Origin of the sequence: Halomonas sp. S3-1-1, from assembly GCF_023757625.1 — a bacterium.
In the GTDB taxonomy this organism is placed as follows: Bacteria; Pseudomonadota; Gammaproteobacteria; order Pseudomonadales; family Halomonadaceae; genus Vreelandella.
On the sequence record NZ_JALGBZ010000004.1, the window covers coordinates 289,843 to 306,890 of the forward strand.

General features: G+C 59.3%; 22 protein-coding genes and 1 tRNA gene. 9 read left to right on the forward strand and 14 right to left on the reverse strand.

The window, feature by feature from the left end; genetic code table 11:
* Positions 1–75 precede the first annotated feature (75 nt).
* The gene (locus MQW23_RS13840; RefSeq protein ID WP_252108780.1) at positions 76–1,029 is read left to right on the forward strand and encodes a histone deacetylase family protein; all 954 of its coding nucleotides are present in this window, start codon (positions 76–78) and stop codon (positions 1,027–1,029) included.
* A gap of 86 nt (positions 1,030–1,115) precedes the next feature.
* A complete protein-coding gene (locus MQW23_RS13845; RefSeq protein ID WP_252108781.1) occupies positions 1,116–1,748 on the forward strand; it encodes a helix-turn-helix domain-containing protein in 633 nt (210 codons plus the stop codon).
* A 6-nt stretch (positions 1,749–1,754) separates the two neighbouring features.
* Here the strand turns inward: MQW23_RS13845 and MQW23_RS13850 are convergent, their stop codons facing one another.
* The 5 genes from MQW23_RS13850 to MQW23_RS13870 all read right to left on the reverse strand — a co-directional run bounded on the left by MQW23_RS13850 (position 1,755) and on the right by MQW23_RS13870 (position 4,019).
* On the reverse strand, positions 1,755–2,105 hold the full coding sequence (locus MQW23_RS13850; protein WP_252108782.1) for a TusE/DsrC/DsvC family sulfur relay protein: 351 nt from the start codon (positions 2,103–2,105) through the stop codon (positions 1,755–1,757).
* A 1-nt stretch (position 2,106) separates the two neighbouring features.
* On the reverse strand, positions 2,107–2,394 hold the full coding sequence (tusB, locus tag MQW23_RS13855) for a sulfurtransferase complex subunit TusB (protein WP_252108783.1): 288 nt from the start codon (positions 2,392–2,394) through the stop codon (positions 2,107–2,109).
* Positions 2,395–2,419: 25 nt separating this feature from the next.
* Positions 2,420–2,785, reverse strand: a complete 366-nt coding sequence (gene tusC, locus MQW23_RS13860; RefSeq protein ID WP_252108784.1) for a sulfurtransferase complex subunit TusC — start codon at positions 2,783–2,785, stop codon at positions 2,420–2,422.
* 48 nt (positions 2,786–2,833) lie between these two features.
* Entirely contained in the window at positions 2,834–3,223 is a 390-nt protein-coding gene (gene tusD, locus MQW23_RS13865) for a sulfurtransferase complex subunit TusD (RefSeq protein WP_252108785.1), read from the reverse strand.
* A 115-nt stretch (positions 3,224–3,338) separates the two neighbouring features.
* Positions 3,339–4,019, reverse strand: a complete 681-nt coding sequence (locus MQW23_RS13870; protein WP_252108786.1) for a Bax inhibitor-1/YccA family protein — start codon at positions 4,017–4,019, stop codon at positions 3,339–3,341.
* 204 nt (positions 4,020–4,223) lie between these two features.
* Between MQW23_RS13870 and MQW23_RS13875 the strand changes: the two genes are divergently transcribed.
* On the forward strand, positions 4,224–4,994 hold the full coding sequence (locus MQW23_RS13875; RefSeq protein WP_252108787.1) for a dienelactone hydrolase family protein: 771 nt from the start codon (positions 4,224–4,226) through the stop codon (positions 4,992–4,994).
* 70 nt (positions 4,995–5,064) lie between these two features.
* On the opposite strand, the gene MQW23_RS13880 is transcribed toward MQW23_RS13875, so the two are convergent.
* Positions 5,065–5,241 (reverse strand): hypothetical protein, encoded by a 177-nt coding sequence (locus tag MQW23_RS13880; protein WP_252108788.1) that lies wholly within the window; start codon positions 5,239–5,241, stop codon positions 5,065–5,067.
* Positions 5,242–5,342: 101 nt separating this feature from the next.
* On the opposite strand from MQW23_RS13880, the gene MQW23_RS13885 reads away from it, so the two are divergent.
* Entirely contained in the window at positions 5,343–5,516 is a 174-nt protein-coding gene (locus MQW23_RS13885; protein WP_252108789.1) for a hypothetical protein, read from the forward strand.
* A gap of 64 nt (positions 5,517–5,580) precedes the next feature.
* Here the strand turns inward: MQW23_RS13885 and MQW23_RS13890 are convergent, their stop codons facing one another.
* Positions 5,581–5,808 (reverse strand): hypothetical protein, encoded by a 228-nt coding sequence (locus MQW23_RS13890; protein ID WP_252108790.1) that lies wholly within the window; start codon positions 5,806–5,808, stop codon positions 5,581–5,583.
* Between the two features lie 494 nt (positions 5,809–6,302).
* On the opposite strand from MQW23_RS13890, the gene MQW23_RS13895 reads away from it, so the two are divergent.
* Both MQW23_RS13895 and MQW23_RS13900 read left to right on the forward strand, forming a co-directional pair.
* Complete coding sequence (locus MQW23_RS13895; protein WP_252108791.1) at positions 6,303–6,971, forward strand: 7-cyano-7-deazaguanine/7-aminomethyl-7-deazaguanine transporter; 669 nt, start codon at positions 6,303–6,305, stop codon at positions 6,969–6,971.
* A gap of 30 nt (positions 6,972–7,001) precedes the next feature.
* On the forward strand, positions 7,002–7,817 hold the full coding sequence (locus MQW23_RS13900; RefSeq protein WP_252108792.1) for an alpha/beta fold hydrolase: 816 nt from the start codon (positions 7,002–7,004) through the stop codon (positions 7,815–7,817).
* Here the strand turns inward: MQW23_RS13900 and MQW23_RS13905 are convergent.
* Positions 7,814–9,199: a 3'-5' exonuclease family protein gene (locus MQW23_RS13905; protein ID WP_252108793.1), complete on the reverse strand. Its 1,386-nt coding sequence runs from the start codon at positions 9,197–9,199 to the stop codon at positions 7,814–7,816. The two genes, MQW23_RS13900 and MQW23_RS13905, sit on opposite strands and share 4 nt — an antisense overlap.
* A gap of 74 nt (positions 9,200–9,273) precedes the next feature.
* Positions 9,274–10,482, reverse strand: coding sequence for an ABC transporter substrate-binding protein (locus MQW23_RS13910; protein WP_252108794.1), 1,209 nt, complete (start codon positions 10,480–10,482; stop codon positions 9,274–9,276).
* Positions 10,483–10,630: 148 nt separating this feature from the next.
* Between MQW23_RS13910 and MQW23_RS13915 the strand changes: the two genes are divergently transcribed.
* Together MQW23_RS13915 and MQW23_RS13920 are read left to right on the forward strand one after the other, a co-directional pair.
* The gene (locus MQW23_RS13915) at positions 10,631–12,337 is read left to right on the forward strand and encodes a potassium/proton antiporter (RefSeq protein ID WP_252108795.1); all 1,707 of its coding nucleotides are present in this window, start codon (positions 10,631–10,633) and stop codon (positions 12,335–12,337) included.
* 57 nt (positions 12,338–12,394) lie between these two features.
* Positions 12,395–12,485 (forward strand) — tRNA-Ser (locus MQW23_RS13920).
* A 6-nt stretch (positions 12,486–12,491) separates the two neighbouring features.
* Here MQW23_RS13920 and MQW23_RS13925 read toward each other — a convergent pair.
* The 5 genes from MQW23_RS13925 to MQW23_RS13940 form a co-directional block, all read right to left on the reverse strand.
* The gene (locus MQW23_RS13925; protein ID WP_252108796.1) at positions 12,492–13,622 is read right to left on the reverse strand and encodes a tyrosine-type recombinase/integrase; all 1,131 of its coding nucleotides are present in this window, start codon (positions 13,620–13,622) and stop codon (positions 12,492–12,494) included.
* Positions 13,505–13,837, reverse strand: a complete 333-nt coding sequence (locus MQW23_RS19540) for a helix-turn-helix domain-containing protein (protein ID WP_353653848.1) — start codon at positions 13,835–13,837, stop codon at positions 13,505–13,507. Before MQW23_RS19540 ends, MQW23_RS13925 begins: the two co-directional genes overlap by 118 nt.
* A gap of 347 nt (positions 13,838–14,184) precedes the next feature.
* Positions 14,185–14,676, reverse strand: a complete 492-nt coding sequence (locus MQW23_RS13930; RefSeq protein WP_252108797.1) for a hypothetical protein — start codon at positions 14,674–14,676, stop codon at positions 14,185–14,187.
* Entirely contained in the window at positions 14,676–14,867 is a 192-nt protein-coding gene (locus MQW23_RS13935) for a hypothetical protein (RefSeq protein WP_252108798.1), read from the reverse strand. The genes MQW23_RS13930 and MQW23_RS13935 overlap by 1 nt, the downstream gene beginning before the upstream one ends.
* Positions 14,868–14,906: 39 nt before the next feature.
* On the reverse strand, positions 14,907–16,571 hold the full coding sequence (locus MQW23_RS13940) for a DNA cytosine methyltransferase (protein ID WP_252108799.1): 1,665 nt from the start codon (positions 16,569–16,571) through the stop codon (positions 14,907–14,909).
* 55 nt (positions 16,572–16,626) lie between these two features.
* Here MQW23_RS13940 and MQW23_RS13945 point away from each other — a divergent pair, with 55 nt between their 5' ends.
* Positions 16,627–16,839 carry a hypothetical protein gene (locus MQW23_RS13945; protein WP_252108800.1) on the forward strand — a complete coding sequence of 71 codons (213 nt, stop codon included), beginning with the start codon at positions 16,627–16,629 and terminating at the stop codon, positions 16,837–16,839.
* The last annotated feature ends 209 nt before the right edge of the window (positions 16,840–17,048 follow it).

A 17,048-nucleotide genomic window follows, 5' to 3' on the forward strand; every position in this document is an offset into this window, starting at 1 on the left:
ATGTACGACTTATGATCAGTGTCGCGCACGCACTCATAGCGATTAAGGTAGCCTGACATTGAATGGAGCGCCTGCATGATTACCGCCTACCTTACCCATCCCGACTGCGTCTTGCACCATATGGGCCCGGACCACCCGGAAAGTCCCGCGCGGCTCGAGGCCATACGGGCGCGCCTGTCGCTGGACGGCCTCTTGCAGCAAACCATGCAGGGCGAGGCCAGGGAAGTCGAGCCGGTAGCGCTCGAGCGGGTTCACGCAAAGCGCCATCTCGAATCGCTCGCGCGCTGCCTCCCGGAGCAGGGGCTCACAGCGCTCGATAGCGATACGCTGATGAACCCGGATACGCTCAGAGCGGCCCGGGTAGCGGCGGGCGCGGTGGTCAAGGGCATTGATCAGGTGTTCAAGCGCCAGGCCGACAACGTGTTCTGCGCCGTGCGCCCGCCGGGCCACCACGCCGAGGCCGCCGAAGCGATGGGGTTTTGTTTTTACAACAACGTCGCCGTTGGCGCAGCCCATGCCCGCGAGCATTACGGTGCCCATCGCGTCGCGATTCTCGATTTCGACGTTCACCAGTGCAACGGCACCATCGACATCTTCAAAAATGATCCCAACGTGTTGATCTGCACAAGCTACCAGTTCCCGTTCTACCCCTGGCGCTATCTCAAAAGCGAGTGGCCGAACGTGCTGAATACGCCGCTCGAGGCGGGTACGGGCAGTACCGGCTTTAGATCGGCAGTCGAGCAGCAGTGGCTGCCCGCGCTTCACGACTTCAAGCCGGATCTGGTGCTGCTCTCCACCGGCTTCGATGCCCACCGCGACGACCCCATGGGAGAGCTCGAGCTGGAGGACGAGGATTACTACTGGATAACCTGCCAGGCCATGGAGATTGCAAAGCGTTATGCTGAAAACCGCTTGGTGTCGGTCCTCGAGGGCGGCTACAACCCGAAATCACTAGCCAGCGGCTGCAGCGCGCACCTCAAGGCGCTACTGGGGCTGCCTCTCGAGGCCACACCCGGCGCCGGCGCATAAGCGCCGGGTGAAACGGCATAAAGAGCAATCGTGATAACATGGCGCCTTAACCAGAGTAACGACAGACAACAGGACGGCGCTGATTCATGACCGAGACGTATGACGAGCACGCGGCCTTAAGGATCGCTTCGGGGCGCAAGGAGTTCGTCGAGCCGCTGCGACTTGGCGCCAGGCTCAAGGAGATTCGCCTGGCCAATACCTGGACGCTCGAGGATGTCAGCCGACGCACGGGCATCGCCCGCTCGACGCTATCAAAAATCGAGAATGACCAGGTCTCACCGACCTTTAGCGTCGTTCAGAAACTCACCTCCGGGCTTGCCATCGACCTGCCCCAGCTGTTCACCCCGCCCAAGCGCGAACACTACACCATGGGCCGGCGCGATTTAACGCCCAAAGGCAAGGGCCAGCTTCACCCTACCCCAACCTATGAACACGAGCTTTTGGGCCACCAGCTGGCGCAAAAGCGCATGATCCCCTTCAAGACGGTCGTGCGGGCGCGCAGTTTCGAAGCCTACCAGCAGTGGGTACGCCACGACGGCGAAGAGTTTTTGATGGTGCTGGAAGGCGACATACTGCTCTACAGCGAGTTCTACGCCCCTCAGGCGCTGTCCGAGGGCGATAGCATCTACTTCGATAGCGACATGGGCCACGCGCTGATATCGACCAGCGTCGAGGATGCAGTGGTGCTGTCCGTATGCACGCGAGGCGATTTGATTTAGCCAGCTTCAAAGGCAGTTGGTCGGCTTGGGCAGCCCTGCCAAGCGCGCCACGCGCCGCGCCGGGCTTTCCGGAAACAGCGACATCAGATAAAGCGAGTTGCCCTTCTCTTCCCCCAGCGCTTGGCGTGTGGCTTTGACCAGCGGCCGCATGGCCGGCGCCATTTCAAAACGAGCATAAAACTCTCGGACGACTGCGATGATTTCCCAATGTGCTGGCGTCAGGACCAAGCCCTCATCATTGGCCAGCGCCTCAGCTACCTCATTGTTCCATAACGTTTGATCAACCAAATATCCTTCAGGATCTAATTTGATAGTGCCGTTAGCACCAAGATAACGGTATAAATTTTCATCTTTCATATTAGTACCAGGTCACACTTCGTTCATGGCGCTCGGATAGCGCTAAGAATCCCGCCATGTCCACCATGGATAACGCTTGATTTTCGGCGATTGCAAAAAGCCCTCGTGATACCAGGTCTTCCTGAAGTAAATACAACCGGCCTTTAAACTGCTCGAACCCGGCCCATTCGGGCTTGAGGCACGCTTGAACGGCTTTTTCGATCAGCACGACTTCGTCGCTTTCGGCTACCACGCGCAGCATCTGCGTAGCGCAACTCGCATCGACCTGCTGATTTAAAATATGCAGCATGCGCCCTCCTTAACATCGACAACCATTAGAAATGAAGCACGTCTCTCGAACACTGATAGAGCGCTGCCATCTCGTCCTGCGTGATGACCCGCGCAGCCTCGATGAGCTGCGAAGCGTCGAGGCCGTGCTCCGCAAGGCTACTTTCGGGCACCAGCAGCGCTTCGATGTCGTACATTTCGAGCATCTTTAGCGTGGGCAGAACGGCCTTCTGCCCCGGCGCGCCAGCCTGCTGCGCCTTCACCAGCGCCAGCGCGCCGTCACCTGCGAATAAAAGCGTAACCGGCTCGCCGAATGCCGCCGCGACCAGCGCCACGTCGAGCCCTTCCCTAAGCGCGTTGGACGCAAAGGGGGCGCTTGTCAGCGTGATTAGGCGGGCGGAGTGCTCGGTCATCTTGTGCCTCGGGTGGAGAGTTGGGAAAACAGGTTCGGGGTTTGAGCGTCAGGCGAAGGTAATGAATCGGTCGCAGCTTTTTTGCAGCGTTAAAAGCTGGCCCAGCCCCGTGAGCTCGAATGGCGCTTCCAGACTGTGCTGGGTCAGGCCATGCCGTTTGGCCTCGGCATGGTCGAGCACGCCACGGCGAAGCGCCGCCGCCACGCAAACGTCCAAGGTAGTGGCGTGGTCGCGATGAAGCGACGCCCAGGCTTCTCGTAAATTAAGCTCGTCCTGGGGTGGGCTCATCAGCGACGAGGCGTTGTGCACGCCGTCCTGATAGAAAAACACGCCGGTAAGCGTATGGCCCGCACCGATCACGGCGTGAGCAAAGCGCAGCGCCGAATGCGGGGCCGGGCTCGTATAGGGCGCGCCTGTCACCAGTAGTCCGTATTTCATGGCTTAAACTTCATGCCCCTGACTCCAACACATGTTCGTTGCGGGCATGAACCGCCCATAAAAAAACAGACCCTACCGAAGTAGGGTCTGTTTGGGTAGCGGGTCGACTAAAAAATCAGTCGTTGCTCATAATACCAAGGATAGAGAGAAGGCTTACGAACAGGTTGTAGATGGAGACGTAAAGGGTGATCGTCGCCAGAATGTAGTTGGTTTCGCCCGCACGGTGAACGATCTCGCTGGTCTGGTACAAAATCGACGCTGAAGCGAACAGTACGAAACCGGCAGAGACCATCAGCGATAGCGCCGGAATCTGGAAGATCAAACCAGCCACCATAGCGAGGACCAGCACGATGGCACCCGCCATTAAGAAGTTACCAAGGAAGCTGAAGTCCTTTTTGGTCATCAGTGCGACGGCGGAAAGGCCGATGAAAGTCAGGCCGGTCATGGCCAGCGCGTTCATGATTAGCGCACCGCCGTTGGGCAGCGTCAGATAAGCCGAGATGATCGGCCCAAGCGTGAAGCCCATGAAGCCCGTGAACGCAAAGGTGGCCAGTAGCCCCGCGGCGGAGTTAGCGGTTTTATGGACCAGAAACATCAGCCCGTAAGCGCCGATGAAGAAAACGAAGATGTTCATTTGCTGCACGCCGAGCGCGACAGAGGCGCCAGCGGTAACTGCCGAGAACAGCAGCGTCATGGCCAAGAGTGCGTAGGTGTTACGCAATACCTTATTGGCTCTAGCGCCGCTAACCGCCTGATCCTGCTGCGGTCGTACGGTGTGCGAATCGTTGAACGCCATGGTTATAAACTCCCTGGTAGTCGTACTAACAACGGACAAGCATGCCGGTACGTAGTTCCCGGTGCAAGCCCTTCAAATTTAAAAAAAGCTCGTCGTTGGACGGTGGTTCAACGCAATGAGTCTATGCTGACTTTACAGATATAACATCACCTCGAATAAATGCGAGTTTATTCGTTCTATTTACACCCGGTAAAAGGAGTCACCATGACGCTATCCACCCGCTCTATTCTGACGCTTAACGCGCTGGCTGCCGCCACTCTTTTGAGCAGCCAGGCATTTGGCTTTGACCCTCAAGGGGAAGACGTAACCTATCAGGTTGATGACGAAAGCTTCGAAGGCTATTTCGTCGAAGCTCAGGGCGAATCCAAAGGCAGCGTGCTGATCGTCCATGATTGGGACGGTGTCGATGACTACGAGCGTGAACGCGCCGATATGCTTGCCGAACAGGGCTACGACGCTTTCGCGGTGGATCTTTTCGGTCAGGGTAACCGCCCCCTGGAAGTGGAAGCGAAGCAGGCTGCTACCAGCGCTCTGTACGAAGACCGTGAACGTATGCGTGAGCTGACGCTGGCAGGCTTGATGCAGGCACGCGAGCAGGGTGCGGCAACTGAAACCGTCATCATGGGCTACTGTTTTGGCGGGACCGTGGCGCTTGAAATGGCGCGCTCGGGAGAGGCCGATGGCATCGCCGCCTACACGAGCTTCCACGGTGGCCTTGAAACGCCCGAAGGTCAGTCCTACTCGAGCGATACGCCGCCGATTTTCATCGCTCACGGCGGTGCTGACGAAATGGTGAGCCTGGAGGATGTCGCCGATCTCGCCTCACAGCTCGAAGAAGCAAATATCACCTACGAAGTCGGCATCTACTCCGGCGCCCCTCACGCCTTTAGCGTTTTTGGTAGCGACCGATACGATGAACGGGCCGATCAGCGCTCCTGGGCCACCTTTCAAACGTGGCTCGAAGAAATGCTGTGAGCCGATCGCGTTAAAAAAGACCTCGTCACTTCTGACCGCCCCTTTCCCAGGACTCAAAGGGGCGGGATTTTCAGCTTTCGACTTCCCGCAAATCCTCGATTTCGACGCCGTCGGGCAGGTCTTCCGCTTCGGCCGGCATCCAGACAGGATGTAGATCGCTATCCTCGCGGCCGTCTTCCAGTGTTTGTCCGGGAATGCGGTAAACAATGCGTTCGCGCTTAACGTCCCAAGCGTAGATTTTATCCATCGGTCCTCCTTGAGGGTTTGAATCGTTATAGCCCATGCCCAAGTGATGGCATGGCTGCTATCATCGCACAGTGTTAAACACGTCAATGTCAGGAGAAGTTTATGAAGTCCATGTTCGCTTTGGGTTTGGTTGCCATCATGCTGGTAAGCGCAGGTTGCGCCTCTGGCGCTAGCTCTTCGCGCTCGGCAGAGTGTCGTAAACAGGCAGAACAGCTGGGTGATACCATGCACTATGGCGACTGCCTACGCGGCTCACGTACCGAGGCGACCTACTAGGCTACTCATCGAAACGCCTTGACCTCATAAAAAAACGGTTCAGCTTAGGCTGAACCGTTTTTGTTTAATCGTCTGTATCGGCCTTATGAGAGGCTTCTCTCAGCGTTTTTTCGAGCATGTGCTGACCGCCATCTTCTTCGTTGCTGTCATCGACCAGAAAACTTGATCGACGTCCTTTAGGTTTGATATCGGCGCCGCAGCTATCGCAATTTTCCGGATCTTCCGGGGCTCCCTTGGGTTCAGAGGGGTCATACTCCTTGCCACACTGCTCGCACTTCTCAAGATGCTTCATGCTGCTTCTCCTTTCCTGACCACCTGATGATATTGAACACGCTAAGTGCCAATAGGTTCCTGAAAAATCCCCTCAATCAACACCGGCGCGGCGTTAACGGTTTCCGCTATTTCTTGTCACGGTATGGTAGCGAGTGTCGCCCATCGCTTGGGGTCGAGTCTATTCAACTATCTTTCTAATTCAATCTTATAGATAACAATCGATGCGAATGCACGAACGAAATAGTCGCGCCTCATCGACCTTGACTTTCCTGCTGTAGCTTCGCTTTTTAAGCGATCTTCAAAGCCGGTTATCACCAGGTCAATACGCAAGCATAACCGCGATTCCAAATGCGCTGGACGCGGCGTTTGGCCGCACACTCACTTGTGCTCTCTCTTTAGAGGGGGCTTGCTCTCTATTTAATTACTGGAGGGTTTGCGTATAATGCGCGGCCCCGGCGCTTGCGCCCCGTTGAGGGTTCCCTAACCCCTCCTGCTATTAAAAAGGCCTTTCACATGTTTGCACTGACCGACGCTCAGCACCGCCGCTGCCTACTGATCATGGTGCTGTTTCATATCGGCGTTATCGCCGCCAGCAACTACCTCGTACAGCTTCCTTTTACGCTTTTCGGGTTTCATACCACTTGGGGCGCGTTTAGCTTTCCGTTCATTTTTCTGGCCACTGACCTGACCGTTCGCCTGTTCGGCAAGGGGCCGGCGCGGGCGATCATTTTGCGCGTCATGTTCCCGGCGCTTGCGATCTCCTACGTGGTCTCGGTCATCTTCCCTCAAGGGAGCTTCGCCGGCATCGAGGCGCTTGGCGAGTGGAACCTGTTCGTGGCGCGCATCGCTCTGGCAAGCTTTCTGGCCTACTTTCTTGGTCAACTGCTCGACGTTCAGGTATTCGACCGGCTGCGCCAGTGGGCCTGGTGGGTCGCGCCGGTCTTCTCAACGGTGCTGGGCAACTTGGCGGACACGTTCGCCTTTTTCTTCACCGCTTTCTACAATAGCCCGGACCCGTTCATGGCGGCCCACTGGGTAGAAATCGCCGCGGTGGACTACGCGATCAAGCTGGCCATCAGCCTGCTGTTCTTTTTGCCGCTGTATGGCCTGCTGCTAGCCTGGCTGACCCGGCGTCTTGTGGTCTGGACAGGACAGCGCGACCGCGCCCCGAAAGTCGCCTGATTCAAAAAATGTGCCCATCAAGGAGGCTCAATGAGCCGCGCTACTCCGGTTGATCTTCATTTCATCGAGGCCCACGAAGGCGCCGACCTCGATAAAACGCCGCTCGTCGTGCTGCATGGCCTTCTCGGCAGCGCCGACAACTGGCGCTCGCACCTGAAGGTATGGCAACAGCAGCGCCGTGTGCTGGCGGTCGACCTTCGCAACCACGGCCGCTCCCCCCACGCCGACGGCATGGACTACGAGGCGATGAGCCAGGACGTGATCGCGCTGCTCAAAAAGGAGAAGATCGAGCGGGCGCACATTCTGGGCCACTCGATGGGCGGCAAGGTCGCTATTAGCCTCGCGCGGCTGGCGCCGGAGCTTACGGCATCATTAATCGTCGGCGATATCGCCCCGGTTCGCTACGACCACGGCCACGACGACGTTTTCAGCGCCCTGAACGCGGTACGCGAAGCCAAACCTGCCGATCGCAGGAGTGCCGATGCGGTCATGGCCGAGCACGTTGACTCACGCCCAACGCGTCTTTTCCTGGCGACCAATCTGGTGCGCAATGACAACAAGCAGATGTCGCTACGCGTGGGCCTCGACGAGATTCAGGCTGATTATGACGCGATCATCGGCCTGCCCGCCGGCGAAGAGCCCTACCAGGGCCCGACGCTGGTGCTACGCGGCGCCGACTCGCACTACGTCACCGATGACATGATTCCGGCCGTCAAGGAGATGCTGCCGACCGCGCGCGTCATCACGCTCAAGGAGGCGGGCCACTGGCTGCACGCCGACCAGCCCGACGCGTTCCAGCAGGCGGTCAGCACCTTCATCAATGCAGAGGACGACTCCGAGGCCTAAAGCGGCGTGATGCTTAGCCCATGCTCCTCCGGGCTTCGCAGAAAGCGGTTCAGGATGCGATAAGTATCCACGTCGAACTGAACCGCCTCGAAATCGAGCCGTTTGGCCTTATCAAGCGACGCGGCGCTGCCGAGATAGCACCAGTGATCCACCGCGTGGTAGGCGCTTTTACGGGTATGGGCGCTTTTTTCGCGAATCACGATCCGGTTCGGCCAAGGCCAGGCGCTCACCTTCAAACGCTCGAGTGCCGCCTGCGCTCTTTCGGTATGAGCCTCGAACGACTCCTTGCCACAGCACGCGCCGGCACACTTGCCGAGCTGATTGGCAAAGCAGCGCCCTTTTCCCTTCTCAAGCCCCAGCACCTGCGGGCAGAGCTTGTGCTCCTCAATGATCGTCTTGAGCGCCTGCTTGGCCTCGCGCGCGTGGCGAAAAAGCCCGAAGCGCTCGCCCGGCGCGGAGCTGATCAGTACGGCGCTTCCGGCAAGCGTCGGCGCGTGCTCACCCTCGGGCCAGAACCAGGTTTTCAGCCCACCCTGGCGGCGTAGCTGGCGGTTCATGATCGGCATCAGTTCCTTGATCAGCTGGGCCTCGCGAAGCTGAGCGCCCAAATCGCCGGCGGTCTCCTCCCACTCGATATGCTGAATCTGCTGGAGCATGCGCATCGCCTTGTCGTCCTGATGATCGCGCTGAAAGTGCCCTTTCACCCGGTTTTTCAGGTTGATGCTTTTGCCCACGTAAAGCGGCAGCCGGTTATGGCCATAGAAGAGATACACCCCCGGACGCGGTGGAAGCTCGCTCACCAGGGCGCTGTCGAGATGCGCCGGCAGGTTGCGGTGCTCGCGCTCCTGGCCGGTAGCGGCCTGCCACTGCTCGGCGGGAAAGCGCTGCTGCCAGGCTTGCCACAGCCGCCAAAGCGCCTCGGCATCGTCCTCGGCGCGGTGGGCGCGCGCGGTCTGAATATCGAAGCGCTCGAGCAGGCTTTTCAGATTGTGCTGGCGCTGCTCGGGTTCGAGCCTTCTCGAGATACGCAGGGTGCACATCAGTTGGGGGCGATAGTCGAGCCCGGCGCGCTTGAAGGCGTTGCGCAAAAAGCTCGAGTCGAAGCGGGCGTTATGCGCAACCAGACAGCTCTCGCCAAGCCACGTTTTGAACGCCTCGGCGATCGACTCAAAACGCGGGGCGTCGGCAACCATATCGTCGTGAATGCCGGTGAGCTTTGAGATGAACGGCGGAATGCTGGTACCCGGGTCGATCAAGCTCACCCAGCGATCGACGACCTCCCCGTCGACCACCTTCAGCGCGGCGATTTCGGTGATGCGATCGCGGGTGGCTCTCGTACCGGTGGTTTCCACATCGATAAACGTCAGAACGGGCTCGCTCATGGCTCTCCGTGTTCGGTGCTCTCTATGGAAAAATCCATGGAAATTTCATGCAAGGATTCTTGAAAAGTGGTGCGTCATTCGGCCAGCGTATGCGGGTCGACCGCCAGTCGCGATACCGGCAGCGTCTCCTCGATAAGGCCGCGCTTTAACAAGTAGGTTTCAAACGCCTGATAGCGGCGAGTGTTCACCGCCGCCGGACTGAGTGACAGGCGGCGCAGAAGCGACTCCCAATTCGCCTCATTGATCGCGTTATCGAGAATCGGGTGCTGCTCGGCGATGAGTGCCCAGGACGCGTCAGGATTTTCGATCATCCAGTGGCTCGCCTGCTCGACAGCGCTCATGAAGCGCGCCAGGGTCGGGCCGCGGCGGCCTAGCGTTTGGCTATTGGCCACTATGATGACGCCATCGTGGCGGGGAATGTCGATCTCTTCATAGCGAATGACGTGGCTCTCGATCCCCTCCGGCGCAAGTTGCTCGGGTAGCGAGTCAAAGTAGCCGTCCGCGATGACGTTCGCGTCACCACGCACGACGGCGGCGGCGGTATCGAAGTGAACGTTGACCGGCGCCTTGAAGCCATCGGTTTGACGCAGCGACTGAGGAATAAGCCGCTCGGCCACAATGGTCTCGCCTTCTCGGGTAGAAAAGCCGTAATCGCGCCCGGCCAGCAGGGCCACATCGTCGGTTTCGGCGGCGCTGCCGGTCACGATCACGGCGTTCAAGGGCGTCTCGATCAGCGTCCCCACCCGTGTGAGAGGCTCCCCCTTATGTGCCTGCAGGTGGAGTATAGGCTGGCGAGTCAGCGCCAAATCCACCTCTTCGGCCACCAACAGTTTGAGCGCAATGGTGGGGTCTGCCGGGCTCAAAAGCTCTACCGCCAAGCCCTGCTCCTTGAACAGTTCCCGCGCCTGGGCGATCAACAGCGCGGCGTGCTGTGGGCTCAGGTACCAGTCGAGCATGACCGACACCTCGGTCAGCGGCGGCGGATCCAGCGGCGGCGGCAGCGCAAGCGCGGCCGAAGGCACCGGCTCGGGCTGCGCCGGCGATGCATCCTCGGCTTGCGCCTCGGGATCAGCGTCGGCGGCGCTTTCATCGCGCGCCAAGGGGGCAGCGTCGGGCCATAGCGCTGGAGGCAGCATGACCTCGCTTTCAAGCGATAACACTTCGACGTTTTGATCCGACGCCGTGTCCTCTTCACCTGCCAGCGCCGACCAGGATAAAAACAAAAGACACAACGCAACGGCGAACACCAGGCGCGTCGGCCAGCGGATAGTCAGGTGAGGCATCGCTACACTCCAGGGGCGTGAAGCCGGAGTGTAGCGGGTGGCCGCCGTGCCTGGCCAGCGTTGGGCCGCCATAAAGCCCTCAAGCGGCGCAGTAAAATAGCGGGGGGCGTGCAATAATAGAGCGGCATTGATGTAGAGACGGAGAGACATGGACGCACTGTATACCTTTTTTTTGATCGGCGGCATTCTCATGACGCTGAGCATTCTGGCCAGCCGGCTTTCATCAATGTTTGGCGTTCCGCTGCTGCTGATCTTTCTGGGGCTGGGCATGCTGGCCGGCGAAGAGGGCCTGCTGGGCGTCGTCTTCGACGACTACAGCATGGCCTTCGTCATCGGCCACCTGGCGCTGGCGATGATTCTGCTCGATGGCGGGCTTCGCACTCGCCTCAAGACGTTTCGGGTCGGCTTCAAACCCGCGCTGTCGTTGGCCACCGCTGGGGTATTCATCACCAGCGCCATCGTCGGCATCATTGCCATGTGGGTGTTCCAGCTTAGCCTAATTCAAGGCCTGCTGGTCGGGGCGATCGTCGGCTCCACCGATGCAGCGGCGGTATTTTCGATGCTCAGCGGCCGCGGGGTTAGCCTCAACGAACGGGTCAGCGCCACGCTCGAGATCGAGTCCGGCACCAACGATCCGATGGCGATCTTTCTCACGCTGATGCTGGTCGAGCTGCTCGTCGGCGATATGGGCGGCATCGTCGAAACCCTCATATTTTTCGTCTCGCAATTTGGCATCGGCTTGGTCGTAGGCTTGGGCGGCGGGTGGCTTTCCGCGAAGCTCTTGCGCTGGCTCGACCTGGCGCCGGGGCTCTACGCCATGCTCGCCCTGGCACTCGGTTTTAGCGTCTTCGGGTTGACCAGCGTTCTCGGCGGCAGCGGCTTTTTGGCAATCTACCTGGCGGGGCTGATGATTGGCAACCAGCCGGGGCGGCACTTGAATTTCATCCTGCCCGTACACGACGGCCTGGCTTGGCTTAGCCAGATCGGTCTGTTTCTGGTGCTGGGGCTTTTGGTGACGCCGAGCCAACTGGTCGAGGTCATCCTGCCCGCTGGGCTGGTGGCGCTGGCGCTGATTTTCATCGCCCGCCCCCTGGCGGTGTTCATCACCATCAAGCCATTTTTCAAGTTTCGCTGGCGCGAGACGTTCTTTATTGCCTGGGTCGGGCTTCGCGGCGCGGTGCCGATCGTGCTGGCGATCTTTCCGGTGATCGGCGGTGTAGAGAACGCCTCGCTCTACTTCAACGTCGCCTTTGCGGTAGTGTTGATGTCGCTTCTGATCCAGGGCGGGTCGCTCACTCTGGTCGCGCGCTGGCTCAAGATTCAGGTTCCCGCTGGCACTACGCCCAACCGACGCGGTCCGCTGGGCATTCTTCCGGAGAACGACTTCGAGATGTTCGTCTACGTGGTCGAGAACCAGGATCTCGAGGACGTGCCCATCCGCCTGCTGCGCTTTCCCTCCGGGGCGCTGATCTCGGCGTTGTTTCGTAACCACGTTATGCTCCACCCCAAGGGCAATACCCGGCTGAAGCTTGAGGACGTGATCTGCGTGATCGGCCGGTCGGAAGATTTAACCGCGCTCAACCGGCTGTTCAACGGCGACGCCAAGCTCAAGCAGGAACGCGCCTTCTTCGGTACCTTCACCCTCGAAGGCAGCGCTTACATGCAGGACATCGCCCAGGCTTACGGGCTGACCCTGAGCCCCGGCGAGCAAGAAATGAGCCTGGCGGAATTCGTCTCGCTGCGCGTGGGCGGCCACCCGGTGGTCGGCGACGACATCGATTGGCACGGCATCCACTGGGTCGTGAGCGAAATGCAGGGCGGCAATATCACCCGAGTAGGCCTCCGTCTCTACTAATTTGACCAAAGGCGTTGACTTCCAAGGAAATAGTGGTAGTATACGCACCCATAAGCCGGAGGGATGGCAGAGCGGTTGAATGCACCGGTCTTGAAAACCGGCATAGGTTAATAGCCTATCCAGGGTTCGAATCCCTGTCCCTCCGCCACCTCGATTATAAAGCCCCGTTTCGACGGGGCTTTTTTTGTTCCTGCCCTCCTCCTTTCCTTCCCATCAGCTCTTCAATATTCCCTACCGGTGATCCAGCGTGACTGGAACGTGATCCTAGTCTGGCTACGGCATCCCTTGCCCTGTGTGGCGCTAAGTGAGCATACCGCTCAGTCATGTTGATCGTGGAGTGTCCCAGCACGTCTTTGACGTCCGCCAACGGCACGCCTTGAGAGACCAGCCAGCTTGCGCATGTGTGCCGCAAATCGTGAATGCGAAAATCCACAATCCTAGCGCGCTCACACGCCTTCTTGAACACCGGGTTCGGGTAAACGTAACGGCTGCCATCACGCTTGCAGAAAACCCAAGGCGATGCCGCGCAATGCGTTTGGTTGTACCGGTACCGTCGCTTCAAAGCGGCTACCGCGTCGTCATTCAGCGGGATGGTTCGCCGCTTCCCGGATTTCGTGTCGTCCGGTTCCAAGGTGATCAGCGCGTGCTCCCAGTTCACTCGCCGCCATTCGAGCTTGAGCAGCTCGTTTTTTCTGCCGCCGGTGTTCAATGCCAGCACGATAAAGTCAGCGAGACGGTCGCCCTCTCGAGTCGTGCGCGCGGCGTCGATCAGTCGATCGGCTTCCGCTTCAGTGATCCAGCGGACACGCCCCGGCGGCTCCTTCAGAAACCGCCCTTTTACCGGGTTGGGCAGCGTCCATTCCATCTCTGTCACGGCGTGGTTGATCATCGCCGACAGGATACTGAGCTCACGATTGATGGTGGCTGGGCCCGCGCCGGCCGTTCGGCGATGGGCCGTATACTCTCGGACATCAGCGCCCGAAAGCGAGCTCATCACCTTGTCGGCCCCGAGGTGGTCGTACAGATGGCCGGCTCGCAACTGGATATCTGACAACGAGCGCTTGGATTGGCTGGCCAGCAAGTACTCCGACGCCACCTCGGCAAACGTGCGTTCCGGCTCCTTGCCCCAAAACTGCTGCTTGTAGAGCTCAGCCCTCCACTTACCTTCTAACGCTTCGGCTTCCTGCCGGTCTTTCGTCCGAGTAGAGCGTCTAACTGTTTCTCCGCCGCCCGGGGGTGTGATATTGACCCACCAGTACGGCGAATCGGCGCGCTTGTAAGGCATTTTACTTCTCCCGTAATTGCGCCGGGTGCACCGGTATTCTGTTCCACCGGCAGACCTTGGGCAATCATCTGTTCAAATGCAGGTTTCGAGACGTAGGTCTTTCCGCCTATTTTGAGGCCGGGCAATGTGCCGTCTTTCACCCAGCGTGAAACGGTTGCCGGGTGACAATCCAGCTCCCTGGCCGCTTCGGCGCGGCTCATTAGCATTGTTCCCATGCTCTTCTCCACAAAAAAACCGCCTATTGGCGGCCTACTGCTTAGTCGAAAAAATTAACACGGTGCCTTTGGGCGTCTGACCGCTCTGTATTCCTTCAGCGGCCGGGTCGATAGCCGCCATTGCGGGGTGTCAGGTATTGGCCGCCGGCGCCGGAGCAGCTCGGCGATTCGCTTGGCGTTGGGCAGGTCGGTTAACAGCATTGGACGTGAACTCCGTGCACCGAACGATCACTCTGTGTTTGCTTGTACTAAGCACCGGCATCTCTGAAAATCTGAAAACTGCAGGTGGCTACAGTCGGATACGGCAAAGCGGCAGTGCATGCACATGCTGCCTTTTGGGTAATGGGTCATTGGTGCTCCTCGGCTTGGTGGCGAAGCCTGTTCTCTTCTCGCTTCAGGTCATCTACACAGTGCTCGGCGCCAAAGGCTTTGTTGCTATATAAGATGCCGTGCTCACCGATGTACTCCTCTCCAACTGGCGAAACCTCTTTGTGCATCCACGCAAGTGCATCTTGCCCTTGCTTCACCTTCTGGCAGATGACACCAGCTTCGGCGAAGGCGGCGGCTTTAATCAGCGCGTCGCGACGAGCGAGGCTAGAGGCGGGCTTTGCTAAATACCAGTCAAGATAGGCGCGTACTGCTGGCGGGGCTTCACCATCGATGTGCGCGGGGCTCTCGGCCAGTCGGTGCATGATGCCCGCTGCATTCTCCACATGCGTCGCCAGCGCATCTCGCTCTTCCTGCATCTTCTCGCTCAACTGAATTTGGAGCCGTTCGGCGTGCTCAAGTTCTTCGATGCGGCGCTTCAGATTCGCTATCGTCAGTTCTCCACCAATCATCAAGCCACCTCCAAGCGCAAAGCTAATTCGTTGCGCAGCGCGATGTTCTGAGCTGCCAGCGCATCGTTCTCAGCCAGCGCCGCCAGCTTCTCGAGCTCGAGATCGTCGTTACGCTGGGCGAGCTGGTTGAAGAGTTCGTCGAATACGACTTCCAGTGCGGCTTGGGTGCCGCGGTGCGTGGGAATCATCATGGTCTAGCTCCAGAAATGAAGAAGCCGCTTTTCAGCGGCTCAGTGAAGTGGTTGTGAGGGTTGGTGAAGCGATAAGCCGGCGGCGATCTGGCGCACCCAGATAGGTGTCGAGCCCAAAGCGAACGTCTCGCCGCTCCAAGCCAGCAGCAACGTGGTGCCCATGACGCCGGCGATGGCCTCTGCCGCCGGCGCTGGCACGGCGTTGCCGATGCGTTCGCGCCAGGCCGAATCGCTCAGGCCTTCCAGCTCCAAGTGCTCGCCGGGATCGACCAAGCCTTGCAGGGCTGCGAGCTCGAGCGTGGTAAAGGGGCGGTGCCAAGTGCCGTCCAGTGAGCGGATCACGGCTACCAGTTTGTCGTTGGGATCAGGAAGACGAGGGTCTGCGACGGCAAGGCCTCCGGCGGTAGGGCCGGCGCCGGCGGTGACGGCCGGGCTATTGGCACTCCATGGGGTCACGCGAAAGACGTTATTGTGCCGAGTGCCATCGACCCGAGGATCTGCAACCGCATAAGCCCCTTGGCCAGTGCTACTACCCAAAATTACGGTGCCGCTGGGCTCATTCCACGGCGTGACCATGTATTTCCCGTAGACAGGGCTAGCGCGGCGAGGATCCGCCACGGCGAAAGCGCCTTGCCCTGGAGAGCGCTGGCCGGTTATTGCGCCAGTGGGACCGTCCCAACGCCGCACCCCATAAGCCTGCCCGTCGCGCCAAGCTGTTGACTGGTCAAAGCGAGGATCTGCAATGCTGAACGCTCCATTGGTCGGCGTGCTTCGACCGGCGACAGTGCCCATCGGCTCGTCCCAGCGGTTCACACCCATATAGCCCGATCGATATTCCGGTACCAATAAAAAGTCTTTGAGGTGGCCATCTTCGATGGCCAGCTTATTCAGCGACCGCCAATCGCTGCCGGCTTCGACGAACGCCAAGCGCACCCACGTTTTCCATTGCAGGCGCGGCACCCGGTGCATTGGGCCAGCGAGCTCGTCACCGGGTAGCGGCATCTCGCCCAGCACATCGCCGACGGCGCGCAGAGGGCGCTTCACCGGCTCATACAGGAACGGCGGCACTTTCTCGGCGTAGCGAGCCACCAGCAGGAACCGCTTACGGGACTGGGCCAAACCGCCTAGCTCGCCACAGTCGTGCGTCGTCTCCGCGACGTGGTATCCGTAGTGCTCGAGCATGGCGATAATCTGATCAAGCAGCGGGCGCCCGCGGTTGGCGATGCGCGGCACGTTCTCGAAGATCACTAGCTCGGGTGGATCGTCGGCGAAGGCTTCCATGGTCAGCCACATGCCGCGCAGGGTTAGGCGGTTAAGCGCTTGGTACTTCGGCGTGGCGCTGCGAGATTGCGATAGCAGCCCGCTGAACCCCTTGCAGGGCGCACTCAGGAACACGATGTGGGGGCGCTCATTGCCTGCGGCGGCTTGAATATCGGCCGGCGTGGCCTCTCGCCAATCGGCGGGCGGCTCCGTGCCGTGGAAGGTGCGGTACTGGTCGCGGTCGAACATATCGAGGACTGTGCCCGGGGCGCCGGCCAGGTGTTGGAAGTCGGCGATGGCGTTGGCGTCCACGTCTACGCCGCCGATGCAACGGAAGCGCGCCTCCATGTTGCCTACACGCGCTTGGCCGCGGTTGAAGCCTTTGGCGCCGCCACCTAATCCGCAAAATAGATGAAAATGGCGAATTTCTTGTGTTTCTGTCATCTTTTACCTCACGAACAAAAAGCCGCCCTCTGGCGGACTAATGAGGGATTTGAATATGGAAGAACATCGTAAGCTTTGCGCTATTCCGGATGGGCATACGCTTCGTCAAGTCAATATGACTTGGAAGCAGAAAAGTGGTTGGGATAAAGACACTTGGATATATGAAGAGGTCGATGCAAGCGGTAACGTCGTGGCGAGGCATGAGGTTGTAGATGAAACCTGTATGTATCCGCCATTCGAGAACGTTATGCGACATCGTATTTTGTAATCACCAAAAAATGGAAACCCCGTCTCGTGGGGCATACGGCGTTGCCCGCGCCTACTGCGTGGCAGTACGACTAGGCCCGCATACCACCGGCCCCATGCCGGCGAGGTGCGAGGTAGAGCGAGGAGGCGGCGCGTCTCGGCTGCCGGGGGTTATTGGGTACCGAAGAACCACGCGCCTCCCGACCCCGCTGGCATGCGGTTAGACGCGAG